The sequence below is a fragment of the Flavobacterium sp. R1_16 genome (genome assembly GCF_057652095.1).
This window is the reverse complement of sequence record NZ_JBYFCG010000003.1, coordinates 122,040-145,611: the sequence shown is the minus strand read 5'-3', so window position 1 is coordinate 145,611 and position 23,572 is coordinate 122,040. Positions and strand designations below refer to the sequence as shown.

Genomic DNA, 23,572 nt, shown 5'->3' with positions numbered 1-23,572 from the left:
AACAATAAAAAACTTATAAAATTTTAAATTTATCGTGAAAACATCCATAAAAAATTCCGAATTAAATGCCATAATACATCATAAAGGTGCTGAATTGATTTCTTTAAAAAGCAAAGACAATCGAGAATACATTTGGGAAGGCAATCCAGAGTTTTGGGGAAAGCATTCGCCTATTTTATTTCCAATTGTAGGCACTTTAAAAAACAATCAGTACTCTTACAACGATAAAAAATATCATTTATTGCGACATGGTTTTGCCAGAGATGTTAATTTTGAGTTAATCAAACAAACTGATAATCAAGCTGTTTTTTCATTAAAAGCTAACGAAGAGACAAAAAAAGTATATCCCTTTAACTTCGAATTGCAACTAACCTACACCCTCGAAAAAAATAAGATTATACTAACCTATACCGTCATAAATAATGATGCTGTAAAAATTCCTTTTTCTATAGGGGCCCATCCAGCATTTGCTTTACCAAAACCGTTTGAAAAATATAATCTACAATTTGAGGAATCAGAGCTTTTAATAAGTCATCAATTGGAGAATGATTTACTTTCAGATAAAACAGTCGCTATACATACAGCAAATGGTACATTGCCTCTTACCTATTCTCTTTTTGAACATGATGCCTTAATTTTTAAAAAATTGAATTCCAAAAAAATAACCATTTTAGAAGATAATTCCGAATTACTTCGCATTGCATTTAATGATTTTCCGCATTTTGGAATTTGGACTAAAAACAACGCTCCGTTTATTTGTTTAGAACCTTGGCTGGGCTATTCTGATGCAGTTGATTGTTCTGGAAATATTATGGAAAAAGAAGCTATTCAATTTGTTGAAACTGATAAAATATTTGAATGTCATTTTAGTATTGAAGTATTGTAAATTCAAGAAAAACACTAAATATCTCTCTTAAACCCGAAAATTTATTCTCCACTAAAAAAACATTTATTTCAGTTTTGGAAGTGTTTTTATATACAACGCTTCAACTTTTTTTCGAGCCCAATCTGTTTTTCTTAAAAAAGTGAGACTGGATTTCACACTTGGATTTTCATTAAAACATTTGATTCTGATTAGTGAACCCAAAGTGTCAAAACCATAAAAGTCGACAAGGGTTTCTACAATTCTTTGAAGAGTAATACCGTGGAGCGGATTATTTGACTGTTTTTGTTCCATAGATGTAAAAATAGTAATAACTATTGTTGTTTCATTGTTTTGTTCCTACATTTGCCAACCTATGCTAAAAACGGTCAACATACTTAACAAAAGAGCTCGATTCGATTATGAAATTCTCGAAACCTATACTGCTGGAATTGTATTGACAGGTACTGAGATTAAATCCATTCGATTAGGTAAAGCCAATATTACAGAGAGCTTTTGTGAGTTTAACAACAACGAATTATTTGCCATAAACACCTATATCGAAGAATATGCTTTTGGTAATCAATTTAATCATAAAGCCAGAAGTGAACGAAAGCTTTTGCTTAATAAAAAAGAATTGAAAAGTTTAGCTAAAAATGTTCAAGTAAAAGGATTGACCATTATTCCTTTAAAATTATTTACCAATGAAAAGGGAATGGCAAAATTAGAGATTGGTTTATGTAGAGGTAAAAAGACCTACGATAAAAGAGAATCCCTAAAAGAACAAGATACAAAACGTGATTTGGACAGATTAAAAAAATCGTTTTAAATTCAAGTTAATAGAGTTTGCTATTACTCAAATACTCTAAAACATTCTTCTCTATTCGTTTTTCGATACTAGCAATATCCGCTTTTACAAATTTTTCACCAAGGATATTTTCATACAATTCGATGTATCGTTCAGATACTGATTCGATGTATTCATCTGTCATGTTAGGAATTTGTTGCCCTTCTTTTCCTTGAAAACCGTTTTCAATTAACCAACGTCTAACGAACTCTTTCGATAATTGTTTTTGTTCTTCACCTCTATCCTGTCTTTCTTGATAGCCTTCAACATAAAAATATCTAGAAGAATCTGGCGTGTGAATTTCATCTATTAGAACGATTTTTCCATCTTTGGTTTTACCAAATTCATATTTAGTATCTACCAAAATCAATCCTCTATCTGCAGCAATCTCAGTTCCTCTTTGAAATAATGCTCTTGTGTAGCGTTCTAAAACTAAATAGTCTTCTTGAGAAACAATCCCTTTAGATAGAATTTCTTCACGAGAAATATCAGCATCATGTTCTCCGTTATCTGCTTTGGTTGTTGGCGTGATAATGGGTTCAGGTAGTTTATCATTTTCATTTAATCCATCAGCTAGTTTAACACCACATAGCTCTCTTTTGCCTAGAGCATATTCACGAGCTGCGTGACCAGACAGGTAACCCCTAATAACCATTTCTACTTTGAAAGGCTCACATAAGTAACCAACAGCAACATTTGGGTCTGGAGTAGCAAGAAGCCAATTGGGAACAATATCTTTTGTAAGTTCCATGAATTTAGTAGCAATCTGATTCAAAATCTGACCTTTGTAAGGAATCCCTTTTGGCAAAACCACATCAAATGCAGATAATCTATCAGTAGCAACCATGACCAAAAGTTCATTATTGATGTTGTAGACTTCGCGTACTTTTCCGCGATAAACGGATTTTTGATTAGGAAAATTAAAATTTGTAGTAGTAATTGTGTTGTTCATTGTTGTGTAGTTGTGTTGGTGGCAAATATAAATAAAAATGAGACGTCTTCATAGTAAACAGAGCACAAACAAACCTTGAAATTGTATTTACTTTTTTAGTTTATCAAAAAGGAAATAAGCCAACTATTTTAAAATATATTTGTATTTCAATTTTACTTCTGAATGAAAAAAAATATTTTGTTTGCTGTATTCGCTATACTTGTTCTATTGACTGTAATCAATTATAGAACTCCTATTTTAAAACAAAATGCTGGACCTTGGTCTATTGGATTTGGCAAATCTAATGTGTTTCCTGATAGTATTGCTGTAAGTACAAATACAAATTATTCACTTGAACAGCTTAAATCATACAATGACAGTACTCAATTTCTAGCCGATCCATTTTTTGTAAAAGTAAGAGACACTTTCTATTTGTTTTTTGAACATAAAAAAATAAATAAAGATTATGCAGAAATAGGTTTGCTAACTTCAATTGATGGGGAAAAATATAGCTACAGAGGCACCGTTCTGAAAGAAAAATTTCATCTGTCTTATCCTCAGGTTTTTGAATACAAAAAAAACTATTATATGATTCCTGAAGGCCAGGGTTCTAATCAAGTATTATTGTACAAAGCCAATCGATTTCCCTATGATTGGAAAATTTGCGATACCTTATTAAAAAACATCAAATTAAAAGACCCAACAATTTATTTATCAGATACCTTAACTATTTTATTAGCCACAGATAACAAACTAACAATGCACATGTATCAAGCCGATTCCCTTTTTGGAAAATGGAAATTACATAAAAAACCCAAAGTTATTTCTGGTAGTGAATCGCGCTGTGGAGGACGTATTTTTGCTGACACTAAAGGATTACTTGTTCCGATTCAAAACTCAAGTAATGGTTACGGTTTTGGCATATCACTCTATCGATTAACATTCAAAAATGGAAATTATAAAATTCAAAGAGAAAAACCTTTCTTTCTAAAAAAACATACTAACATTAAACTATTTAATGCAGGAATGCATCAGCTTGATATACAAAAAATTGGAAATAGCTACTACTACGTTTATGACGGAAATCGGTTAGAAAACAATGAAAAAATATGGAATATTAAAGGAGCTTTGAAAATGAATTACATCGATTTTGAAAATTGGTGGTATCAAAAGTTCAATTAATTTTAATCTGCCACTAATTTATTTTTTTAAACATGAAATTCCTGACGAATTATTTCTTTCGATAAGTATTTTGCAACACCATCTTCGTCATTTATTGCTATTATTTCTAAATGTGAAAGCTTCTCTTTAAAACTCTCAACTGCATTTCCCATAATTAATCCCTTGGCCGCAGCTAAAAGCATTTTTTCATCATTAAAGCCATCTCCAAAACATATAGCTTCGTCATAAGTCAAGTTTTCTCTTTCTAAAATTTTAGCAATAGCAATACTTTTATCCACAGATTTATCCATGATTTCTAGACAAATTGGAAGACTGAAAGCATAACTAAAATTATCTGAATGATTTATCAAGATATCATCTTTTAAAGTTACCAATTTGTGATGATTTTCGTCAACAAATAATAATTTTATGGCAGTGAGGTCTTCAACGGTTTTAAAATCGACTATCTGGGGGACATAATTCAGTTCTGTTTGAAAACTGTTTAATTTCTCATTGTGTTTATTGGTCAACCAAAAATGTTCTTTGAATAATACAATGGTAATTTCTGAATCAATCTCTAATGACAGAATTGATTGAATACTTTCATTACTGATATCAAATGAAAAAAGTAATTCCTTTTCTGGTGAATGTATTCTAGCTCCATTTGAGGTTACCAAATAGATAGGTACTCCGATTGTTTCTATAACTGGTAATGCGTCAAGATGATGTCTTCCAGTAGCAACAATTAGTGTATAATTTTGACGATACAATTCTTGAAAAACAGCTTTGGTATAGGGCGATATCTTATGTTCGTTGTTTAATAAAGTCCCATCAAGATCGCAAATCACAACCTTAAATTTATTTTCTCTTGCCATTCAAATCTTTGTTAGTGATTAAAAACAATTTTTAATCATGATTTTCGATTTGCTTGTAGGCGTCTATTACTTTTTTGACCAAACGGTGACGAACAATATCTTTATCATCGAGATAAACAATCCCAATACCCTCGATATCTTTTAAAACTAGAATAGCTTCTTTTAGTCCTGAAATAGTTCGTCTTGGTAAATCTACCTGACCGGGGTCGCCGGTAATCATAAACTTGGCGTTCTTGCCCATACGAGTCAAAAACATTTTCATTTGAGAATGTGTTGTATTTTGAGCCTCGTCAAGAATTACAAAGGCATTATCCAAAGTTCTTCCGCGCATAAAGGCCAAAGGAGCAATCTGAATTATTCCTTTTAAAATATAATCTTCCAATTTTTCATTTGGCAACATATCGCGCAAGGCATCATACAAAGGTTGCATGTAGGGATCTAATTTTTCCTTCATATCACCAGGAAGGAAACCCAGATTTTCTCCAGCCTCAACAGCTGGTCGTGTTAGAATGATTCGTTTTACTTGTTTCTCTTTCAGAGCTTTGACTGCCATGGCTACACCAGTGTAGGTTTTTCCTGTACCAGCTGGTCCAACAGCAAAAACCATATCGTTTTTATTCATCATATCCACCAAAATCTGCTGATTGGGCGTCATTGGTTTAATGATTTTCCCTCCTACTCCATGAACAAGTATTTTATCATGCTCAAAGGCTTTTCTGTCTTCTTGCAAATCACTTTCAATGACACGTTCAATAACATTATCATCGATGTTGTTGTATCTAGAAAAGTGAAGCATGAGCCTGTTGAAACGATTTTCAAATTCGTCTAAGACCTCTTTTTCTCCAAAAGCCTTTATGGTAGTTCCACGTGCGACGATTTTCAACTTTGGATAGTATTTTTTAATAGTTTCAAGATGAGTGTCTTGAGCACCCCAAAAATCTTTTGGAGCAATGTCTATAAGTTCGATAGTTCTTTCGTTCAAAAGCTGTTTTATTTAGTATTACTATTTTTAATTTAGTGTCAATCTCAAACCAAAACCATTGTAATTAGTAATCAATTCAAATTTATTGTGATTAGATTCAGAGTAACCAACAGATTTTTGAGCGTTGTAATCTGAGACAACATTAGCTATTTTCTTTGAAAAACCAACTTTTATGGGAATAGCTATTGCAATAGAGCCAAGTCCTATATAGGTCAAAGTTGAAGGAAATTTAACATCTGCATTTGCTCCAATTGCTATGTCAGTCACAAGTAAACCCAATCCGCCAATAATCAATATATTTCCAGCCGTTTTCTGACTGCGTCCTACATTATAATTGGATAATAATCTTTCGTTATCTGCTAATAATTCTCTCATTTTAGTTGGACTAATTCTTTCACCGTTAGAATTGGTAATATTTCCATTAGACTTGTACACCAATTCTTGGGAATAGGATTGAAAACTAAAAAGAACGAACAAAAAACACAAAAGAGATTTAACCATATATTGATTTAATTGAAATTTTATTTAAAGGCTAAAATACTTTAGCTTTGCAATTCTCAAATTTAATACAATTTAAGTTTACGTTGCACCAATAGTTATAAACAAAATTATGTCAATAATTACTCTTACTACCGATTATGGATTGAAAGACCACTTTGTAGGAGCGCTGAAAGGGAAAATACTATCAGAATATCCTGAAGCTACAATTATTGATATATCACACGATATTGACCCCTTTAATACTGTAGAAGCAAGTTATTGTATTGGCTCTGCCTACAAAAGCTTTCCAAAGGGAACAGTACATTTGATTGGAGTGGATGCAGAATTGAATAAAGAAAACCAACACATAGCCATCGAATGGAACAACCAATTTTTCATTTGTGCCGATAATGGAATATTAGGTCTGCTAACTCAAAATAGTGCTCCCGAAAAAATTGTAGCAATTAACATTCACGACAGGTTACCTACTGATGCTACTGACTTGGATGTTTTTGTTACCGTAGCCAATCATATCGCAAAAGGTGGTCTTCTCAATGTTATTGGAAAAGAAATAGACTCGATAAAGCAAGTTACTGAATTACAAGCGGTAGTTTCTGAGGATAAAAACTCCATTAAAGGATATGTCATTTACATAGATCACTTTGGTAACGTTGTCACAAATATTACTAAAAAATTATTCCTAGAAATAGCCAAAGGCAGGCCTTATGAAATTCCGATGATACAAAAAAGAGGTGTTAAAGAGTCCAAACCAATCAAAAATATTTGGGCAAAATATTCTGATATCATTTCAACCAGCAATTACGGAATTAAACATCATGAAGGCGACAAATTAGCGATTTTCAATGAAGCAGGGTTTCTGGAAATTGCTATTTACAGAAGTAACCCAATGACAGTAGGAAGTGCGTCAAGTTTATTGGGTCTTGGGTATCGTGATAGTATTGTTATTAATTTTCTTTAAAATTAATCTGAAATAATGTTTATACGAATAGTAAAAATGAGTTTTCACGAAGAGAATATCCCAGCTTTTTTGGAGAATTTTCATTTGATGAAAGACAAAATACGAAATGCTCCAGGAAACCGTTTCTTAGAATTGTATCAAGATAGGAACGATAAATGTCTGTTTTTTACCTACAGCTATTGGGAAACTGAAAATGATTTGGAAAATTATAGAAAGTCCGAGCTATTTTATGATGTATGGACTTTTACAAAAAAATTATTCAATGCAAAACCAGAAGCCTGGAGTGTAGACAAACTGGTTTCTTTAACTTAATATTTTAAACAAAAAATAGTAAATGAAGTCAATTATAGTAAGAGAATTAAAATCTTTCTTCGGTTCGCCAATAGGATACTTGGTTATAGCCATATTTCTATTACTCAACGGGGTATTTCTCTGGGTGTTTAATGGAGATTACAATATTCTGAATAGTGGATTTGCAGACTTAAGCCCTTTTTTTACACTATCCCCGTGGATATTAATTTTTCTTATTCCAGCAGTAACCATGCGCAGTTTTTCTGATGAAAAAAAACAAGGAACACTGGAATTATTACTAACCAAACCCTTGAGTATATGGCAAATTATAAATGGAAAATTTTTTGGTGCCATGCTTTTAATTGTTATCGCCATCATCCCTACTTTTATTTATGTTTATGTTATTTCTAGTTTGGGAATGCCTGAAGGAAATATCGATATGGGAAGCACTATGGGTTCTTATTTTGGGTTGTTATTCTTAATTGCTGCTTATTGTTCTATAGGTGTTTTTACCTCAACACTATCTGAAAATCAAATTGTTGCTTTTATTTTATCTGTATTTTTATGTTTTGTTTTCTATTTTGCTTTTGATGGTTTATCGACCTATTTTCCTAGTGCAGAAAATTTTATTTCATCCTTGGGTATGGATAATCATTTCAAAAGTATGAGTCGAGGTGTTATCGATACTAGAGATATGCTCTACTTTATTAGTTTGACAATCGTATTTCTTTCATTAACTGTTTTCAAATTAAAATCTTCTAAAGCCTAATGATACCTACTAAAAATAAGAACTTGAAATCGTTAGTATTCAGTATCGCTATTTTGGTGCTTGTTAACGGTATAGGAAGTCAATTTTTTCATCGTTTTGATTTGACACAAGACAAAAGATATACCCTATCTCCTACTTCATTATCCATTATAAAGGAGGTAAAGGAACCATTGATAGTTGATGTATTTCTAAAAGGGCAATTTCCCGGAGAATTTAAAAAACTACAAACCGAAACCCAACAATTGTTAGAAGAGTTCAAGGCCTATAACAAGAATATTACTTTTCAGTTTGTGAATCCTTTAGAAAACGAAGAAGAACGTGACACTATTATCCAATCTTTTATGGAAAGAGGATTAACACCTGTCAATGTAACTATTGAAGACAAAGGAAAACAAACTCAGGAAGTGGTCTTTCCGTGGGCGATTGCCACCTACAATGGTCGAAGTGTAAAAGTTCCGTTACTTAAAAATTTGATGGGAGCTTCAACTGCTGAAAAAGTAGTGAGTTCGGTTCAACATTTAGAATATGCTTTCGCAAATGCGTTTAATACCATTTCTAAAGCCAAGGAAAAGAAAGTTGCCATCATTAAAGGAAATGGCGAACTCCATGATTTGCTAATGGCTGATTTTATTAAACAAGTGCGTGAAAATTATTACATTGGTACTTTTACATTAGATTCAGTAGCCAAAAAGCCTAATGAAAGTCTTTCCTATCTAAAAAAATACGATTTGGCGGTTATTGCCAAGCCTACAGAGAAATTCTCAGACGAAGAAAAAGAAGCCTTAGACCAATTCGTTATCCATGGTGGTAAAACCCTATGGTTGATTGACCAAGTCAATATCGAGATGGACAGTTTGTATAATGATGCTGGAGCAACTTTAGCCTATCCATTCGATTTGAATCTCAACGACTTATTTTTTAAATACGGATTTCGTATTAATCCAACAATTATCAAAGATGTAATGGCTGCTCCAATCGCACTAGCTACCGGTGAACAAGGCAGTGCAACTCAATACACTCAGTATCCCTGGTTTTATTCTCCATTAGTATATCCATCTTCGAGCAATCCTATTGTGAGTAATGTAGATGCCTTAAAATTTCAGTTTGCCAATAGTATCGACACTTTAAAAAATGGAATTAAGAAAACCGTACTTTTACAATCATCACCTTATTCAAAAGCAGTTGGAACTCCTGTAGAAGTATCTCTGAATATGGTAACCGATCGTCCTGAACAAAGTGCATTCAAAAACTCAGGCAATATTCCAATGGCTGTTTTACTCGAAGGGCAATTCCATTCTGTGTATGAAAATAGAGTGCTGCCATTTAGCGAAAAAACATTCAAAAGTATTGGAAAAACAAATAAAATGATTGTAGTTTCTGATGGAGATATCATAAGAAATCAATTGGATAAAAACTACCAACCTCTAGAATTAGGATATGATAAATGGACCAATAAACTCTACGGAAACAAAGAATTCATGATGAATTGTGTGAATTATTTATTAGACGATACAGGACTTATTAACATTCGGTCTAAAGCCGTTGACCTACCCTTACTCGATAAAGAAAAAGTATATTCCAATTACACCTTAGCACAAGTCATAACTGTAGGACTTCCAATTATAATCTTAGGTTTTTTTGGACTACTCTTTACCTATATTAGAAAGAGAAAATATGCCAAGTAATGTTAATAAAATTCTTTTTGATATTTGAGAGTTTAAGATATATTTGTAAAACGTAGACTACTTATAAAGTTTACAAAAAATAAACAGAGAGAAAATGAAATTTATAGTATCTAGTTCGTACTTACTAAAACAACTACAAGTATTGGGTAGCGTTATTAACAGTAGCAATACCTTACCTATTTTAGATAATTTCTTGTTTGAATTAGACAACAAGACATTAACCGTATCAGCATCAGATTTAGAAACAACGATGTCAGCTACCTTAGAAATTGATTCTACAAGTCAAGGAAGCGTAGCAGTTCCAGCTAAATTATTATTAGAAATTTTAAAAACATTTCCTGAACAACCGCTAACATTCACTATAGAAGAAAATAGTACGATAGAAATCAGCTCTAATTCGGGTAAATATGCATTAGCCTATGCGCCAGGAGATGAATTCCCTAAATCAGTAAGTCTAGACAATCCATCAACAACTTTAGTTCCTGCTGATGTGTTAGCAACAGCGGTAAGTAAAACTATATTTGCTGCAGGAAATGATGATTTACGTCCAGTTATGTCTGGAGTTTTCTTTCAATTTTCTCCAGAAGGCTTAACATTTGTAGCCACAGACGCTCACAAACTGGTAAAATATGCACGAACAGATGTAAAAGCATCTCAAGTTGCAGATTTTATTATGCCAAAAAAACCATTAAATATCTTGAAAAGTATTCTTGGAGCCTCAGATGCTGAAGTGAAAATTGAATACAATGATTCTAACGCTACCTTCTCATTTGACAATTATGTTCTTTTATGTCGATTAATTGATGGTAAATACCCTAATTATGAAGCAGTTATTCCAAAAGAGAATCCAAATAAATTAATGATTGACAGAACGCAATTCTTGAACTCTGTTCGACGAGTAGCGATTTTCTCTAACAAAACCACACATCAAATCCGTTTAAAAATTGCTGGTGCTGAGCTAAATATTTCTGCTGAAGATATAGACTATTCAAACAAGGCAGAAGAGCGTTTGACTTGTGATTATCAAGGTGATGATATGCAAATTGGTTTTAATTCACGTTTCTTAACAGAAATGTTGACCAATTTACAATCGGATATGATTATGCTTGAAATGTCTTTGCCTAATCGCGCAGGAATTTTAACGCCTGTTGACGGTCTTGAAGACGGAGAAACAGTAACCATGTTAGTAATGCCAGTTATGCTAAATAACTAATACAACCAATAAACCAACCTAAACCAAAAATCCCGATTTATTCGGGATTTTTTTATGGCTAAATGGTATAATCAAAGCTATTAGTGTATGGCTACAACAGGAATATCAGAATGAAAAGCCAATTTCTTAGAAAGACTGGCATGGAATAGCCTTTCAAAAAATCCTCTGTGATGAATGTGCATGGCTAGCATATTGACTTTGTGTAATTCAATAAATTTAAGAATAATACCTTCCACATCGGAACTTTCGATGGTATGAAAATCTATTGCATCGTTCTTGAAAATTTTTGTCCAAGCTTGAACCACTGATTGACTATTTTCATTCTCGTCTTTTTTAACATATAAACAATCAATATGGGAATGAAATACTTTGGCTAAAACTAAAATTTTATTAAGAATTGCCATATCCTCCGTTCTGTATTGAGTTGTGAAAAGAATTTTTTTAATTGGTTTGTATTTACAATTTTCTGGAATTGCTAATACGACTGCTTGTGTTTCATTCATTACTTTTGTAGTAACCGAGCCTAAAAAAGTAGTTGCCAAACCTGTATTTCCTTTGGTTCCCATCACGACATAGTCAATTTGTTCGTCTTTACTAATTTTTACGATGTTGGCAATCAAATCACCTTGTACCAATACATTGCTTATTTTAACATGCTCCAGATGATGCTGCTCTGCAATAGTTCTTAACATTGGAATATGATGTTTGTAATTTTCAAACTGACTCCATTCAGTAATCTCATAAATTTCAAATAATTGAACGGGAATATCCATTATATCTATTTGTGGTATATCGTATACATGCAAGGTTATGATTTCAGCATTGATGTTCTTAGCCAATCGCAAAGCATAGAGAAAGGCATTTTTAGATACATCTGAAAAATCTGTGGGAAACAATATCTTTTTCATAACTCGATTATTTTAGTTTAATAATAAATGGTAAGAAGCCTAATTTTAACCACATAGACTCATCTTTTTCAAGAACTTTAAATGACATTAGATTGGTATAAAAACTCATTAGCTTCGTCTATGTGGTCAAACAAACACAATATTCAATTTATTTTTCATGCAATACCAATAATGGAATTTCAGTATGATAGGACATTTTTTTCGTAAAACTCTCTCTAAACAATTCCTGAAAAAAACTGCGTTTATACGTCAACATTGCGAGAATGTCAATCTCTTGACCCGTTATAAAATCAAACACAGTTGTTTCTACATCATTATCAGGAATGGTAAAAAAGGCTACCGAATCATTCTCAAAATCCTTACGCCATTTTTCTATAACCGATTCATCTGCATCAGAATCTGCTGTTCGAACATACAAACATTTTACTTTTGCGTTACTACCCTTAGCAAAATCTATCACTTGTTGCAATGCGGTGTAATCTTTAGTTTTAAATCGCGTAGTAAAAACTATTTTTTGTATCGGATTAAATTTGGCTTTATCAGGAACACAAAGTAAAGTTACAGGAACGTTTGACAATACTGAACCTGTGTTAGAGCCCAAAAACGTTTCTTTCAAGCCCGATGCACCATGTGTTCCCATAACTATTAAATCGACATGCTCTTTTTTTGCTATTTTTTTTACTATGCTAACCAAATCACCTTGTTCTAAAATGTAACTCATTTTGGCAGAATCAAAATGATGCTCCTCTGCTATTTTTTTTAAATAGGGAATCTGGTCTTTAAAATTTTCAAACGTATTTAATTCTACACTATCTAAAACCTCCGCCACATAAGCTGGATATCCCTCATAGGTAACAATAGGCAAATTGTACACGTGCAATACTAGAACCTCTGCTTTAAAGGTTTTCGCCATCTCTAAAACATATACAAAAGCATTATTTGCAGTTTCAGAAAAATCTGTGGGAAATAGTATCTTTTTCATGATTTCTAGTCTTTTTTGGATACATAAAGTTACGATACTATTTCGTTTAAAAACATGATAACTATCAGTTTAACACTATCGTACGAGCTAAAAAATAAGTTAAAAATTAGCACGAAAATCTTTGTAACTTTGCAACCTTGATGTATTGACTATGATTTCACATGACACTATAGTAGCTTTAGCCTCACCTTCGGGAGCAGGTGCCATTGCTGTTATACGAATTTCAGGTGAACAAGCTATTACTATTGCTGCATCGGTATTTCAATCGGTTTCAGGTAAAGACCTTAGCAAACAAAAAACGCACACACTCCATCTTGGTCATATTGTTGATGGAGACAAAGTTATAGATCAAGTTTTAGTTTCTATTTTCAAGGGATCACAATCCTACACTGGTGAAAATACCATTGAGATTTCTTGTCATGGTTCTACTTATATTCAACAACAAATCATACAGTTATTGTTTAGAAAAGGTTGTCGAATGGCTAATGCGGGTGAATTCACCTTACGTTCTTTTTTAAACGGTAAAATGGATTTGTCACAAGCAGAAGCTGTTGCTGATTTGATTGCCTCAGATAATGAAGCCAGCCATCAAATTGCCATGCAGCAGATGCGTGGTGGATTCTCTAATGAAATAGCGAAATTGCGTGAAGAACTTTTGAATTTTGCTTCACTAATAGAGTTAGAATTGGACTTTGCTGAGGAAGATGTGGAGTTTGCTGACAGAACTCAATTTAACGAATTACTGAACAGAATTGAATTTGTATTAAAACGTTTAATCGATTCATTTGCTGTTGGAAACGTTATTAAAAACGGAATACCCGTGGCTATCGTTGGCGAACCTAATGTGGGGAAATCTACGTTGCTAAATGCTTTGCTTAATGAAGAACGCGCCATTGTTTCTGAAATTGCGGGTACTACCAGAGATACAATAGAAGACGAATTGGTTATTGGTGGTATTGGATTTCGATTTATTGATACTGCGGGAATACGGGAAACTAGTGATGTAGTAGAAAATATAGGAATTCGCAAAACTTTTGAAAAAATAGAACAAGCACAAGTTGTTCTTTATTTGTTCGATGGTTCAAAGTTTAAAGTTCAAAGTTCTCAGTTTATTGTTGAAATTGAGCAAATTAAAAACAAATACCCTCTAAAACCACTTCTTATTTTAATCAATAAAAAAGACGTTTTATCTGATGAAGACGTTTCGAATATTAACCTGAAACTTGAAACGTTAAACGTTACACTAATTTTGATTTCTGCTAAAGAGCGCATTGGTATCAAAGATTTAGAAAATCAATTACTGTCCTTTGTAGCTACTGGTGCATTACGAAATAACGAAACAATTATCACTAATACAAGACATTACGATTCATTACTAAAAGCTTTAGACGAAATTCAAAAAGTAAAACACGGACTACAATCAAAACTATCTAGTGATTTAATTGCGATTGATATCAAGGAGGCTTTGTACCATTTTGGGATGATTACAGGACAAGTTACAAATGATGAGCTTTTAGGCAACATCTTTGCAAATTTCTGTATCGGCAAATAGCATTCACAAATCATCAAAAATTAAAACAAACAAAAATACACTAATCCCTTTTAAATAAAGGGATTTTTTATTTTATTTAAAACATTGACTTCGTATTGTTTTGTTATTTTTTGCTATTTTTTGTACCATTTTTGTACCTCATAAATATATTTTTATTATTTTTGAAATGAAATGGCGAAATTATGTCCCTTATTTACCCTTAATTCTGCTTATTTCGCCTTAAATCCTTTTAATTCCACTAAATATGAGTTCAAATATTACAGTAAAAAGAATATGTGATTATTGTAAAAACACCTTTGATGCTAAAACAACAAAGACTAAATATTGCTCTCATATTTGTAACAGCAGAGGTTATAAATTAAATCAAAAATTGAAAAAAATTGAAACGAGCAATACTGAAACAAAATCGAAAGTTTCTAATTATGTTGTGGATGTGAATTCAAAAGATTTTTTAACCGTTAAAGAAGCATCTACACTATTAAATATGTCATCCAAAACCATTTATAGATTAATTGAACAAAAGGATTTAAACGCATACAATTTTTCGGTTAGAAAAATACTTATCAGAAGAAAAGATATTGATGGCTATTTTGAAAGGAATTTGATAAGTGATGATTATATCAACCCCGAAAGAAAAAGCGAAATAAATTTGAAAAATTCCTATACCATTAATGAAGCGATTGAAAAATTTAATATTTCAAATGGCGCATTATACAATATTATCAAAAGGCACAACATCCCAAAAGAGAAACACGGAAAATATACACTAGTAAAAAAGGAAGATTTAAACAGAATTTTTCAATAACCAAATATGAGCAGAGTAACATTAAGAGAAAAAAAATTGAGTACTGGAAAAATAAGTCTTTATTTAGACTACTACCCTCCTATCATTAATCCTAAAAATGGAACGGAAACCCGTAGAGAATTTTTAAAGTTATATTTATTTAGTAACCCGAAAACAATAGAAGAAAAAAAGCAGAATACAGAAAATTTTGAGCTTGCTGAAATAATCAGATCCAAAAGAAATGTTCAACTTAAAAACAAAGAATTTGGTTTTAAAGACAATGTAGTATTGAATGTAAATTTTATAACGCTATACAAAAGCGTTGTTGATGATTATTTTAATAGTGGTAGTGAATCCAATTACAACTCTTGGAAAGCTTCATTAAATCATTTGGAAAATTTTAGTGGTGGCATAATATCATCAAATAATCTGACGCTCGATTATATTAAAAAATACAGAGCCTATCTTTTAAACGCAAAAAGTACAAGAAATTCAAAAATAGCCAAAGACCTCGCAAAAAATACTGCTTCTTCATACTTTAAAAATTTTATATCTGTCCTAAAGATTGCATTTAAACAAAATTTGATTGAAAAGAATTTAGCCGAAGATGCTGAATACATTAAAGAAGAAGAAACACATCGGGAGTATTTAACCGAAGAAGAAATCTCTTTACTATGGAAAACTGAAATTAAAATCGAGAAAGTAAAATATATGGCAATATTTTCTGCTTTGAGTGGTTTACGTTTTGTAGATATAAACAATCTTTGCTGGGAAAACATATTTAAAGACAAACATCAAGGATATTACATTTCATTAAGAGAGGAAAAGACAAAATCAATAAAAAATCATCCTATTTCGGATACTGCTTATAATATTCTAAAAACACAAGAAACAAATACAGGACTAATATTTGGAGGTATTCAATATTCACAAATAACCAGACCTTTAAAAGAATGGATAACAAAGTCCGGTATTAAAAAGAAAATTTCATTTCATAATTTCCGACATAGCTACGCAACCTTACAACTTGCAAATGGGACAGACATATATACCGTATCAAAATTATTAGGTCATAAAAACGTTTCTACAACACAGATTTATACCAAAGTAATGGACAAAAACAAAATTGAAGCCGCAAATCGAATAAACATACAATTAGATGGAATATCTTAAAAATCATCAAGAAATAACAAATACAGAATTAAAAAAAATACTCGACTATACTATTACTTCTTTTAAATCGGATTATGAAGACGGAAGAACAGCTCTTAAATCAATTGATGATACGAGAAGACGAATTTGGGATGAGTTTATTGAAACCAGTTTCATTTATAAGTACAAAGACCATTTTGAAGAAGTCTATCGAATTTATAGGCTGTCATTATCTAATTATAATAAAAACAAAGTAGATGTTGTAAAATCTGTTTTAAAAAATGAAGCGCATGAAGAGTTTTTAAAGAGATTAAAAATTAAGAAAGTTTCAAATTATACTTACGATGAAGATTTTGATAATATTAACTATGAAAGCTTCATTATACATTTATTAAAATATAATGTTTATCAAAACTCCTATAACAGATTAGGCGACAATATTGAGCTTTATAAATTGTTTTATGAAGTAAACAATTATGAAGATTTCACTTTAGAAAAATTTGATGGGCATGTAGTCAATTCAACATTATTTAGAAAAATCTTTTCTGAAAATTATCCTAATAAAAAAATCCCTATTGCAGTAAAACGAATTGATGATTATCTTAATACCGTTTATGATATAATTGAAGAAAGCGAAGAATTAACCGTTCCTGTAATTAATTCTGAAAGGAAAGACAAAATAAGAAAACAAACATTTGAAATTGACGAACAGCTATTGATTTTAAATCTTTGCTTATCAGATAAAAACTCTATTCCACTAACCGAAAAAATAAAATTGATAATACTTATTGGCGAAATAAAAGACGAATCCATTTTATATGAATCGTCTTCAAATAATAAAGTGTATCAAAAAGTAAATAAAGGAATTTTAAGAAGAGGTAGTTCAAATACAATGATAGATACCATAGACAGCATAAAAATTAAAATTGATGAATTTGATTTAGTACATACAAAACAAACATTAAAAAAACATAAAACATCATTGATTTCTGAACAAAAAGAAACAAAATAACACAAAAAAACCAAATCAAAATTCAATATAAATTACTGTTTTTCAATACATTAATCTATCCATAAAGCATCCATAAGCTATCCCTAAAGTATTCCTTTAGGGATTTTTTCATTTTACGTTTGTCTCATAAAACAGAAAAATGAACCAACAAATTTACATGCTCTCGGAGGAAGGAATAAAAGTACTTGCAGAGCAAATTACAGAAAACATTAAAAAGGCAATGAATCCCTCTATTTCTTCAACAGAGGATGTCTTTATGAGCATTGATGAAACTGCAAAACTTCTCAATTTGGCAAAACCAAGTGTTTATGGATTAGTCCATCAAAACAGAATTCCATTTCATAAAAAAGGGAAACGTTTGTACTTCTTAAAATCACAAATTATTGATTGGCTAAAATCGGGCAAAAAAGAATCTAAAGATGAGACAGAGACAAAAGCCAATGAGTATTTAATGAAAAATCAACTGTTTAATCGTTAATCTAACGTAACATTTACGCATATGGAAAGTTATTTTTATACCTGTAAGTATTGTGGAAAACAATATAAACCTAACAGACGTAAGAAACAAAAGTACTGCACTAACAGTTGCAGGGTAAGAGCTTTTGTTCTAAAAAATGAAATACGGTTAAATCTTCCGTCAAAAGAAATTCAAGAGAAAAAACCAATTCAAGTTGAAAAAATGAGTATAGCAGGAGTTGGAAATGCGGCGGTTGGTACTCTTGCAGTTAATCTAGCAACTAGCCTTTTTACAAGTGAGGAAAACAAACCAGCTACAAAAAAAGATTTGAAAAATTTAGCTTCATCACTAAAACAGAGATACCATCCAATTTTAAATATGGATTTAAGGCATGATGGAGCAAAACCTTTCTATGATTCAGAAACTAAACATTTCATCTATATTAAAACTTTTTAATTATGGATGTAAAAAATCTTAAAGATATTGATGATAAAATTGGGAATGCTTTTAAAACAAACAAAGAAATTGCAATTCATCAATTGGAACAAATAATTTCCAAGATGCCAATTGAAATCAAAACACTAATTAATGATGCGTTTGCATTAAAAAGGATTCCAAAAGAATATTTATTAAGTTCAATATTGTTTGCTTACAGCAATGCTTGTGGTCTTGCCTTTTCAATTAAAGCGATGGGATATATAAATTATGCCAATTTATATTTTTCTATAATTGGAAGTCGTGGAGACATTAAATCCCCAGCAATGGATTTAGCAACATTTCCTTTGGTAAAATATGACAACGAAAAATATAAAGAATTCAAAAAAAACAATATTGAATTAGAAGAAACTGAAAAAGGCGACAGAAAGCAATTATTTCTACAAGATGCTACCATTGAATCAGCAATTTATACGCATTATAAAAACAAATATTCCATTGGAATTTTTATAGATGAACTCTATTTCATTATTGAAAAAATGGCAAATAAAAGCAGTACAGAAGGCACAGCTTGGAGAACTTTCTTTTTGCAAGGAAATACTAATAAGCACATTGATATATCACGTAAAACAACAGAAAGTTTTAGGATTGAAAAATCATATCCTACTTTATTAGGTTCAATCCAAAGTCAATTTGTTCCGAAGTTATTTGGCGATGGAAATTTAGAAAGCGGATTAATAGACAGAATTCTTTTTACTAATAAGTTGACAATGAATAATCTATTATCTATAAATGATATTTCTACCGAAGTAAAAGAAAATTATTCAAAATCCTTAATCAACCTTTTAAATTATCGCACCGAAATAGAAAACACTTTTGAAATGGATGATTTGCAGATAGAACTTGATTCAAGTGCCAATAATAGGCTGTTTGATTATTCCCAAGAATTAATAAATCGTCAAAACAAAGTGAATGATTTAAGCAAAGAATATATCTCAAAAATGATGATAAACATTCACAAAATAAGTCTTTTAACACACTTAATTTTAAATTCAAAAAGGCAAACATATCAGAGTAAAATTAATGTTGAAACCATTGAAATTGCAATATTAATTCTTGAGTTTTATTTCGTAAACTTCAAAATTGTTTTAGATGAAAACATCAATCAAAAAGAGAAATTACCAACTACAGAAGACATTATCAGATTGGCTATAAAAAACAATGCCAGTCAAAAAGATGTTGTTGCCATTACCGGAATGAATAAATCATCAATATCAAGAAAATGGAATAACGAATTGATGCAACTTGCAACTTGAGATTAAAACACAAAACCTCTAAACACTTAATAAAATCAATACTTAACAAGGATTAATTAAAATATTTCAAGTTGCAGGTTGCAAACCCAAATAATACGATTATGCTTCAAAAAACCAAATTAGAGCTTACATTCAATTCCAAAAGAGATTATAAATTAATCACTCCTTGTTGTGGCAGAAATAATTCAGACGGAAAATTTATTAACTATAAAAATCTAGGTCAAGAATACGGTTATTGTCATTCTTGCGGAAAAGCTTCCTTACCTCCTACTATATATACTGATGAAAACGGAGTACAATACATTTGGAATGAATTAGAAAATAAATTTCAAACAGATTTAATTCTTCCTAAAAAAAGCATCATTAATGCCCAAAAAACAACAGCTCAAAAATTCATAAACGAATCAATAATATGGAAATATTACAAAGTAATTCCCGAAAATAATTTGCTTCAATATTTACGCAAAACGTATGGAGATTTAAAAACAGAAGATGCGAAAGAAATTTATGCTCTTGGGACAAGTAATGACGGAGGTATTATCTTTTGGAACATAAATAGTAATTTAAAAGTCCAAAAAGCTAAAATAGCTTACTATGATACAAACGGTAAGAGAACCAATAAATTTAAAGTTCCCTATAAAAATGAAGATGGCTATTTCAACTGCTTATTTGGAGAGCATTTGGTTTACGATAAAATCAAAACAAAGAAAACAATTGTACTAACTGAAAGCGAAAAAACAGCTATTATAGGGTACATTCTATTTCCTCAATATGTTTGGGTGGCTTATGGTGGAATTAACGGATTAACAGAAAATAAAGTAAGCCCTTTAATTGGTCATAATGTATTAATCATTCCCGATATGAGCGAAAATGCGGTTAGTATAATTTTAAACAAAATACCAACTCTTATTTCGTTGGGGATAAATACCAAAATATGGGATATGACCGAATGTAAAACTGACGAACAATTAAAACTTGAGGGTATTTACAATAATGATTTGGAAGATGTGTTTAGAAAAATAAATACTATCCAATAAAAATAAAGCATTGCAATGGCATTGCAATTATCATCCTAAATCATTGCAATACTATTGCAATATTTCTCAATCCTTTTTAAATAAGGCTATTAATTATTTATCAAATAGGAATTTCTTCTATTGCTCTTGGTGGCGTAGGATTGCCATAACTTCTTATATTATTTACAGCTCTTACCACTTTATTAAATTCTATAATATATCCTTGAGCATCTAAAGTAGTTCTTACCTCTGGCGATGGCTCGTGAACAGTTCCTTCTCCTGATATTTTATTATGAACATCCATTAAAGTATTATAATCAGCTTCATCAATATCCCTCATGTCTCTCCATTCTTTTATCAAGTCGTTGTTTTTATACACTTGCCTTTTAATATCATTCAAAACAAATCTTTCAAAAAAATTATTTATGGATGTTCTTAAATGTTTATCAACTTCAGATATGTCACCAGCTAAAAGATTGTTTCTAATAATCTCAAACCTTTTTTCCCAATTGAGAGTAAGAAACAAAACTTCTTCAACTATTTGTCCAGGTTGAATAATACTATTTATTGTATAATAGCTCGAACATTTGTGTGTATTACTTGTTGTAGTATTAAATCCAATACATTGATTTGCAATAATTTCATTATCACATATTTCACATTTCCCTTTATCAATTGGAGAGCCACCTAAAGATTGTTGAACTAATCTATGATAGAATTCAAAATTGTGTGTAAAAACTATAACTTGATATGTTTTACTTAATTCAATTATTTTTTCTACTACTTTATATATGTTAACTTGGTCAAGACTGGTAATTGGATCGTCAAATACTAGAATGTTATTATCATCGTATTTTAATTCAGTCAGCCAATCACACAAAGAGTAAACTTTTGCTTCTCCCTCACTTAAAATTGAGTTAATTGCAAAACTATCACCGCCACTTTTAATACTAACATCTATTTTACTTTTACCATCAGGATTTGAAAATGTCCTGTCGATTTTGTCTCGTTTTGGAAGTTCAAAGAAATCTAAGTTTTGATTAAAAGTAACTAAGTAATCAGCTTGTATTAATCTTTTTTCAACATTTCCTTTTTCTCGGGATATTTTGGTTTTATAAGTTGAAAAGAAACCACTTTGGGTTTTATACTTCGAGTGATTTACTAAATCGTCTAAAATCTTTTTGAGTAATTCTTTTTGGTTAAAACAAAACTCTGCATCTAAAAGTTCATTTAATTCTTTTAATGCTTTTGCTTTTGTTAGCTCAATCTCTTCTAATTCTTTACTGGTAATTGACAGCTCTGTTTTTAAATTATTTTTATCAGATAATGCAATAATTGATAACAGTTCGGTAAGTTCTATATTTACTGTAAAGTCAGTTGTAATGTTTAAATCATCTAGTTCATTTTTTAAAGCAGCTAAATCAGAATTTTCCAAAACATTTTCGTGAACATCCTTGATATTGACAATAGTTTTTAATAAAACGGAATGGATTTCTCCAATACTTTTATAATCATAGTCAAAGAATTCAAAACTAATTCTATCTATTTTAGTTTTGAATAACTCAATTTCGTTTGATAATGTTTCGATTTCGGTATTAACTTCATTTCCAACAATAGAATGAATTTCTTGAATAAGTTTCAGATTTTCTTCGGGTAATTCTTGATTGCAATAAAAACATTTATCTACATCATTTGGATAACTTACATAATTAAAAGCAAGTGCTGTTTCTGTAATTTTTTTTACTAATTCAATAAACTTGTCGTTATTTTCGTTGGGATTAAATACTAATTGATATTGTTCAAATTTTGAAAAATCTAAGCTCTCTTTCAATACTTTTAAACGAGCAATTTTTACTTTTATACTTTCTATTTCGTTTAGTAATTGGCTTTTTGTATGACAAAATGAAACGATTTTATCTAAACTAGTGATTTTAGATTTTAGCAGTTCAATTTTTGTTGTAAAATCAATAATTGATGTTGTTGACTTTCTTTGTGCAGTTTCTTTTTTTTCTGCATGATTCGTCTCTAATTCAAGTGAAATAAGTTCACGTAGTTTTGTAGTCAGTAATTCAAAGTTATTTTGATTTACTGTAAAATATGTTTTTATAGAATTTGGCTCATTGGAAACCAAGCCATTAAGAATAGTTGTTAAATTAGAAGTATAAGAAGTTGATAGACTGTTAATTTTAACTGTTGCTTTTTCTTCAACTTTTATTACAGCGTCTCTTAAAATATCAAAATATCCTAACTTATATCTATCAACGCTCCACCCTGCTTCTTTTTTAGATAAAGAGCTTTTCAATATTTCACTATCACAAAATTTAATCTTTGAATTGTGTTGTGTGCCAGCAATCCAATCTACAGTTTCAATATCACCTGAATTGATATTTATGCCTTTTTTTTGAAGTCTTAAATGCTCGCTTTTTTTAGTAAAATCAAACTTTGCTTTTGATGCAGCACTACTACCGTTATATATATTCCCTTTGATGTGCTGATTACTGTGAAAAGCGTCTTTTAAAGCTCGATAATAGGTTGATTTTCCACTACCATTTTTTCCGTAAATTAGAGTGAATAATGGACTAAAATCAATTTTTTTATTATCATATAATCCGCCTATATTTTGATTTTCATAAATACTTAAAATTGTCTTTTCAACCACAGCATTAGTAGAATCGGAACTCAATATTTCAATATCTTCTAATTCAGTTTCAGAAAGAATTTTATCAAAAGCTGTTTGAATGTCTTCAAGTTCAAGTTTACCATTTTGACAAACCTTGTTTTTAAGTTCCGTAATCCATTCTTTTTTATCAAATGATAATCTTGATAAGTCCTCTATAGCATTTGCCATTTTATTAGGTTTATTGAGATTTATGTTTTTGTTAC

General features: G+C 30.8%; 24 protein-coding genes. 16 read left to right on the top strand and 8 right to left on the bottom strand.

What is annotated here, in order from left to right; translation table 11 throughout:
- The first annotated feature begins 34 nt into the window (after positions 1 to 34).
- Positions 35 to 886, top strand: a complete 852-nt coding sequence (locus tag AC23L6_RS06795; protein ID WP_487561457.1) for an aldose 1-epimerase family protein — start codon at positions 35 to 37, stop codon at positions 884 to 886.
- A 63-nt stretch (positions 887 to 949) separates the two neighbouring features.
- Here the strand turns inward: AC23L6_RS06795 and AC23L6_RS06790 are convergent, their stop codons facing one another.
- Positions 950 to 1,177 (bottom strand): VF530 family protein, encoded by a 228-nt coding sequence (locus AC23L6_RS06790; RefSeq protein ID WP_487561458.1) that lies wholly within the window; start codon positions 1,175 to 1,177, stop codon positions 950 to 952.
- 61 nt (positions 1,178 to 1,238) lie between these two features.
- On the opposite strand from AC23L6_RS06790, the gene smpB reads away from it, so the two are divergent.
- Positions 1,239 to 1,691 carry an SsrA-binding protein SmpB gene (gene smpB / locus AC23L6_RS06785; protein ID WP_487561459.1) on the top strand — a complete coding sequence of 151 codons (453 nt, stop codon included), beginning with the start codon at positions 1,239 to 1,241 and terminating at the stop codon, positions 1,689 to 1,691.
- A gap of 7 nt (positions 1,692 to 1,698) precedes the next feature.
- On the opposite strand, the gene AC23L6_RS06780 is transcribed toward smpB, so the two are convergent.
- Positions 1,699 to 2,661, bottom strand: a complete 963-nt coding sequence (locus AC23L6_RS06780; RefSeq protein WP_487561461.1) for a phosphoribosylaminoimidazolesuccinocarboxamide synthase — start codon at positions 2,659 to 2,661, stop codon at positions 1,699 to 1,701.
- A gap of 162 nt (positions 2,662 to 2,823) precedes the next feature.
- Between AC23L6_RS06780 and AC23L6_RS06775 the strand changes: the two genes are divergently transcribed.
- Positions 2,824 to 3,822, top strand: a complete 999-nt coding sequence (locus AC23L6_RS06775; RefSeq protein WP_487561463.1) for a glucosamine inositolphosphorylceramide transferase family protein — start codon at positions 2,824 to 2,826, stop codon at positions 3,820 to 3,822.
- A 26-nt stretch (positions 3,823 to 3,848) separates the two neighbouring features.
- Here the strand turns inward: AC23L6_RS06775 and AC23L6_RS06770 are convergent, their stop codons facing one another.
- Genes AC23L6_RS06770 through AC23L6_RS06760 form a run of 3 tightly spaced genes read right to left on the bottom strand, consistent with a single transcriptional unit; the run spans position 3,849 to position 6,159 of the window.
- On the bottom strand, positions 3,849 to 4,676 hold the full coding sequence (locus AC23L6_RS06770) for a Cof-type HAD-IIB family hydrolase (protein WP_487561464.1): 828 nt from the start codon (positions 4,674 to 4,676) through the stop codon (positions 3,849 to 3,851).
- A 31-nt stretch (positions 4,677 to 4,707) separates the two neighbouring features.
- Positions 4,708 to 5,658, bottom strand: a complete 951-nt coding sequence (locus AC23L6_RS06765) for a PhoH family protein (RefSeq protein WP_487561465.1) — start codon at positions 5,656 to 5,658, stop codon at positions 4,708 to 4,710.
- 27 nt (positions 5,659 to 5,685) lie between these two features.
- On the bottom strand, positions 5,686 to 6,159 hold the full coding sequence (locus tag AC23L6_RS06760) for a hypothetical protein (RefSeq protein WP_487561466.1): 474 nt from the start codon (positions 6,157 to 6,159) through the stop codon (positions 5,686 to 5,688).
- Positions 6,160 to 6,268: 109 nt separating this feature from the next.
- Between AC23L6_RS06760 and AC23L6_RS06755 the strand changes: the two genes are divergently transcribed.
- The 5 genes from AC23L6_RS06755 to dnaN all read left to right on the top strand — a co-directional run bounded on the left by AC23L6_RS06755 (position 6,269) and on the right by dnaN (position 11,075).
- Positions 6,269 to 7,117: an SAM hydrolase/SAM-dependent halogenase family protein gene (locus AC23L6_RS06755; protein WP_487561468.1), complete on the top strand. Its 849-nt coding sequence runs from the start codon at positions 6,269 to 6,271 to the stop codon at positions 7,115 to 7,117.
- Between the two features lie 15 nt (positions 7,118 to 7,132).
- On the top strand, positions 7,133 to 7,429 hold the full coding sequence (locus AC23L6_RS06750) for a putative quinol monooxygenase (protein ID WP_487561469.1): 297 nt from the start codon (positions 7,133 to 7,135) through the stop codon (positions 7,427 to 7,429).
- 22 nt (positions 7,430 to 7,451) lie between these two features.
- Positions 7,452 to 8,177, top strand: coding sequence for a gliding motility-associated ABC transporter permease subunit GldF (gene gldF / locus AC23L6_RS06745; RefSeq protein ID WP_487561471.1), 726 nt, complete (start codon positions 7,452 to 7,454; stop codon positions 8,175 to 8,177).
- Entirely contained in the window at positions 8,177 to 9,862 is a 1,686-nt protein-coding gene (gene gldG, locus AC23L6_RS06740; RefSeq protein WP_487561472.1) for a gliding motility-associated ABC transporter substrate-binding protein GldG, read from the top strand. The genes gldF and gldG overlap by 1 nt, the downstream gene beginning before the upstream one ends.
- A 94-nt stretch (positions 9,863 to 9,956) precedes the next feature.
- Positions 9,957 to 11,075 carry a DNA polymerase III subunit beta gene (dnaN, locus tag AC23L6_RS06735; RefSeq protein WP_487561473.1) on the top strand — a complete coding sequence of 373 codons (1,119 nt, stop codon included), beginning with the start codon at positions 9,957 to 9,959 and terminating at the stop codon, positions 11,073 to 11,075.
- Positions 11,076 to 11,155: 80 nt separating this feature from the next.
- On the opposite strand, the gene AC23L6_RS06730 is transcribed toward dnaN, so the two are convergent.
- Together AC23L6_RS06730 and AC23L6_RS06725 are read right to left on the bottom strand one after the other, a co-directional pair.
- The gene (locus tag AC23L6_RS06730) at positions 11,156 to 11,983 is read right to left on the bottom strand and encodes a universal stress protein (protein ID WP_487561474.1); all 828 of its coding nucleotides are present in this window, start codon (positions 11,981 to 11,983) and stop codon (positions 11,156 to 11,158) included.
- A gap of 148 nt (positions 11,984 to 12,131) precedes the next feature.
- Entirely contained in the window at positions 12,132 to 12,965 is an 834-nt protein-coding gene (locus AC23L6_RS06725; RefSeq protein ID WP_487561476.1) for a universal stress protein, read from the bottom strand.
- 151 nt (positions 12,966 to 13,116) lie between these two features.
- Here AC23L6_RS06725 and mnmE point away from each other — a divergent pair, with 151 nt between their 5' ends.
- The 8 genes from mnmE (at position 13,117) to AC23L6_RS06685 (ending at position 20,710) form a co-directional block, all read left to right on the top strand.
- On the top strand, positions 13,117 to 14,517 hold the full coding sequence (gene mnmE, locus AC23L6_RS06720; RefSeq protein ID WP_487561478.1) for a tRNA uridine-5-carboxymethylaminomethyl(34) synthesis GTPase MnmE: 1,401 nt from the start codon (positions 13,117 to 13,119) through the stop codon (positions 14,515 to 14,517).
- A gap of 244 nt (positions 14,518 to 14,761) precedes the next feature.
- Positions 14,762 to 15,322: a helix-turn-helix domain-containing protein gene (locus tag AC23L6_RS06715; RefSeq protein ID WP_487561479.1), complete on the top strand. Its 561-nt coding sequence runs from the start codon at positions 14,762 to 14,764 to the stop codon at positions 15,320 to 15,322.
- Positions 15,323 to 15,328: 6 nt separating this feature from the next.
- On the top strand, positions 15,329 to 16,474 hold the full coding sequence (locus tag AC23L6_RS06710; RefSeq protein ID WP_487561480.1) for a tyrosine-type recombinase/integrase: 1,146 nt from the start codon (positions 15,329 to 15,331) through the stop codon (positions 16,472 to 16,474).
- Entirely contained in the window at positions 16,461 to 17,465 is a 1,005-nt protein-coding gene (locus tag AC23L6_RS06705) for a hypothetical protein (protein ID WP_487561481.1), read from the top strand. The genes AC23L6_RS06710 and AC23L6_RS06705 overlap by 14 nt, the downstream gene beginning before the upstream one ends.
- A gap of 139 nt (positions 17,466 to 17,604) precedes the next feature.
- Positions 17,605 to 17,943: a helix-turn-helix domain-containing protein gene (locus tag AC23L6_RS06700; RefSeq protein ID WP_487561483.1), complete on the top strand. Its 339-nt coding sequence runs from the start codon at positions 17,605 to 17,607 to the stop codon at positions 17,941 to 17,943.
- Positions 17,944 to 17,964: 21 nt separating this feature from the next.
- Positions 17,965 to 18,378, top strand: a complete 414-nt coding sequence (locus tag AC23L6_RS06695; RefSeq protein WP_487561484.1) for a hypothetical protein — start codon at positions 17,965 to 17,967, stop codon at positions 18,376 to 18,378.
- 2 nt (positions 18,379 to 18,380) lie between these two features.
- Positions 18,381 to 19,673: a DUF3987 domain-containing protein gene (locus AC23L6_RS06690; protein WP_487561486.1), complete on the top strand. Its 1,293-nt coding sequence runs from the start codon at positions 18,381 to 18,383 to the stop codon at positions 19,671 to 19,673.
- Between the two features lie 101 nt (positions 19,674 to 19,774).
- Positions 19,775 to 20,710, top strand: coding sequence for a DUF6371 domain-containing protein (locus AC23L6_RS06685; protein WP_487561487.1), 936 nt, complete (start codon positions 19,775 to 19,777; stop codon positions 20,708 to 20,710).
- Positions 20,711 to 20,810: 100 nt separating this feature from the next.
- Here the strand turns inward: AC23L6_RS06685 and AC23L6_RS06680 are convergent, their stop codons facing one another.
- The gene (locus AC23L6_RS06680; protein ID WP_487561488.1) at positions 20,811 to 23,537 is read right to left on the bottom strand and encodes an AAA family ATPase; all 2,727 of its coding nucleotides are present in this window, start codon (positions 23,535 to 23,537) and stop codon (positions 20,811 to 20,813) included.
- Positions 23,538 to 23,572: the final 35 nt, after the last annotated feature.

Bases quoted from the DNA above. Each gene is read 5' to 3' on its own strand.
- dnaN (WP_487561473.1), top strand. From the start codon at position 9,957: ATGAAATTTATAGTATCTAGTTCGTACTTACTAAAACAACTACAAGTA.
- AC23L6_RS06775 (WP_487561463.1), top strand. From the start codon at position 2,824: ATGAAAAAAAATATTTTGTTTGCTGTATTCGCTATACTTGTTCTATTG.
- gldF (WP_487561471.1), top strand. From the start codon at position 7,452: ATGAAGTCAATTATAGTAAGAGAATTAAAATCTTTCTTCGGTTCGCCA.
- AC23L6_RS06680 (WP_487561488.1), bottom strand. From the start codon at position 23,537: ATGGCAAATGCTATAGAGGACTTATCAAGATTATCATTTGATAAAAAA.
- smpB (WP_487561459.1), top strand. From the start codon at position 1,239: ATGCTAAAAACGGTCAACATACTTAACAAAAGAGCTCGATTCGATTAT.
- AC23L6_RS06685 (WP_487561487.1), top strand. From the start codon at position 19,775: ATGCTTCAAAAAACCAAATTAGAGCTTACATTCAATTCCAAAAGAGAT.
- AC23L6_RS06725 (WP_487561476.1), bottom strand. From the start codon at position 12,965: ATGAAAAAGATACTATTTCCCACAGATTTTTCTGAAACTGCAAATAAT.
- AC23L6_RS06730 (WP_487561474.1), bottom strand. From the start codon at position 11,983: ATGAAAAAGATATTGTTTCCCACAGATTTTTCAGATGTATCTAAAAAT.
- AC23L6_RS06700 (WP_487561483.1), top strand. From the start codon at position 17,605: ATGAACCAACAAATTTACATGCTCTCGGAGGAAGGAATAAAAGTACTT.
- AC23L6_RS06790 (WP_487561458.1), bottom strand. From the start codon at position 1,177: ATGGAACAAAAACAGTCAAATAATCCGCTCCACGGTATTACTCTTCAA.
- AC23L6_RS06695 (WP_487561484.1), top strand. From the start codon at position 17,965: ATGGAAAGTTATTTTTATACCTGTAAGTATTGTGGAAAACAATATAAA.
- AC23L6_RS06780 (WP_487561461.1), bottom strand. From the start codon at position 2,661: ATGAACAACACAATTACTACTACAAATTTTAATTTTCCTAATCAAAAA.
- mnmE (WP_487561478.1), top strand. From the start codon at position 13,117: ATGATTTCACATGACACTATAGTAGCTTTAGCCTCACCTTCGGGAGCA.
- AC23L6_RS06760 (WP_487561466.1), bottom strand. From the start codon at position 6,159: ATGGTTAAATCTCTTTTGTGTTTTTTGTTCGTTCTTTTTAGTTTTCAA.
- AC23L6_RS06755 (WP_487561468.1), top strand. From the start codon at position 6,269: ATGTCAATAATTACTCTTACTACCGATTATGGATTGAAAGACCACTTT.
- gldG (WP_487561472.1), top strand. From the start codon at position 8,177: ATGATACCTACTAAAAATAAGAACTTGAAATCGTTAGTATTCAGTATC.
- AC23L6_RS06690 (WP_487561486.1), top strand. From the start codon at position 18,381: ATGGATGTAAAAAATCTTAAAGATATTGATGATAAAATTGGGAATGCT.
- AC23L6_RS06770 (WP_487561464.1), bottom strand. From the start codon at position 4,676: ATGGCAAGAGAAAATAAATTTAAGGTTGTGATTTGCGATCTTGATGGG.
- AC23L6_RS06715 (WP_487561479.1), top strand. From the start codon at position 14,762: ATGAGTTCAAATATTACAGTAAAAAGAATATGTGATTATTGTAAAAAC.
- AC23L6_RS06705 (WP_487561481.1), top strand. From the start codon at position 16,461: ATGGAATATCTTAAAAATCATCAAGAAATAACAAATACAGAATTAAAA.
- AC23L6_RS06750 (WP_487561469.1), top strand. From the start codon at position 7,133: ATGTTTATACGAATAGTAAAAATGAGTTTTCACGAAGAGAATATCCCA.
- AC23L6_RS06710 (WP_487561480.1), top strand. From the start codon at position 15,329: ATGAGCAGAGTAACATTAAGAGAAAAAAAATTGAGTACTGGAAAAATA.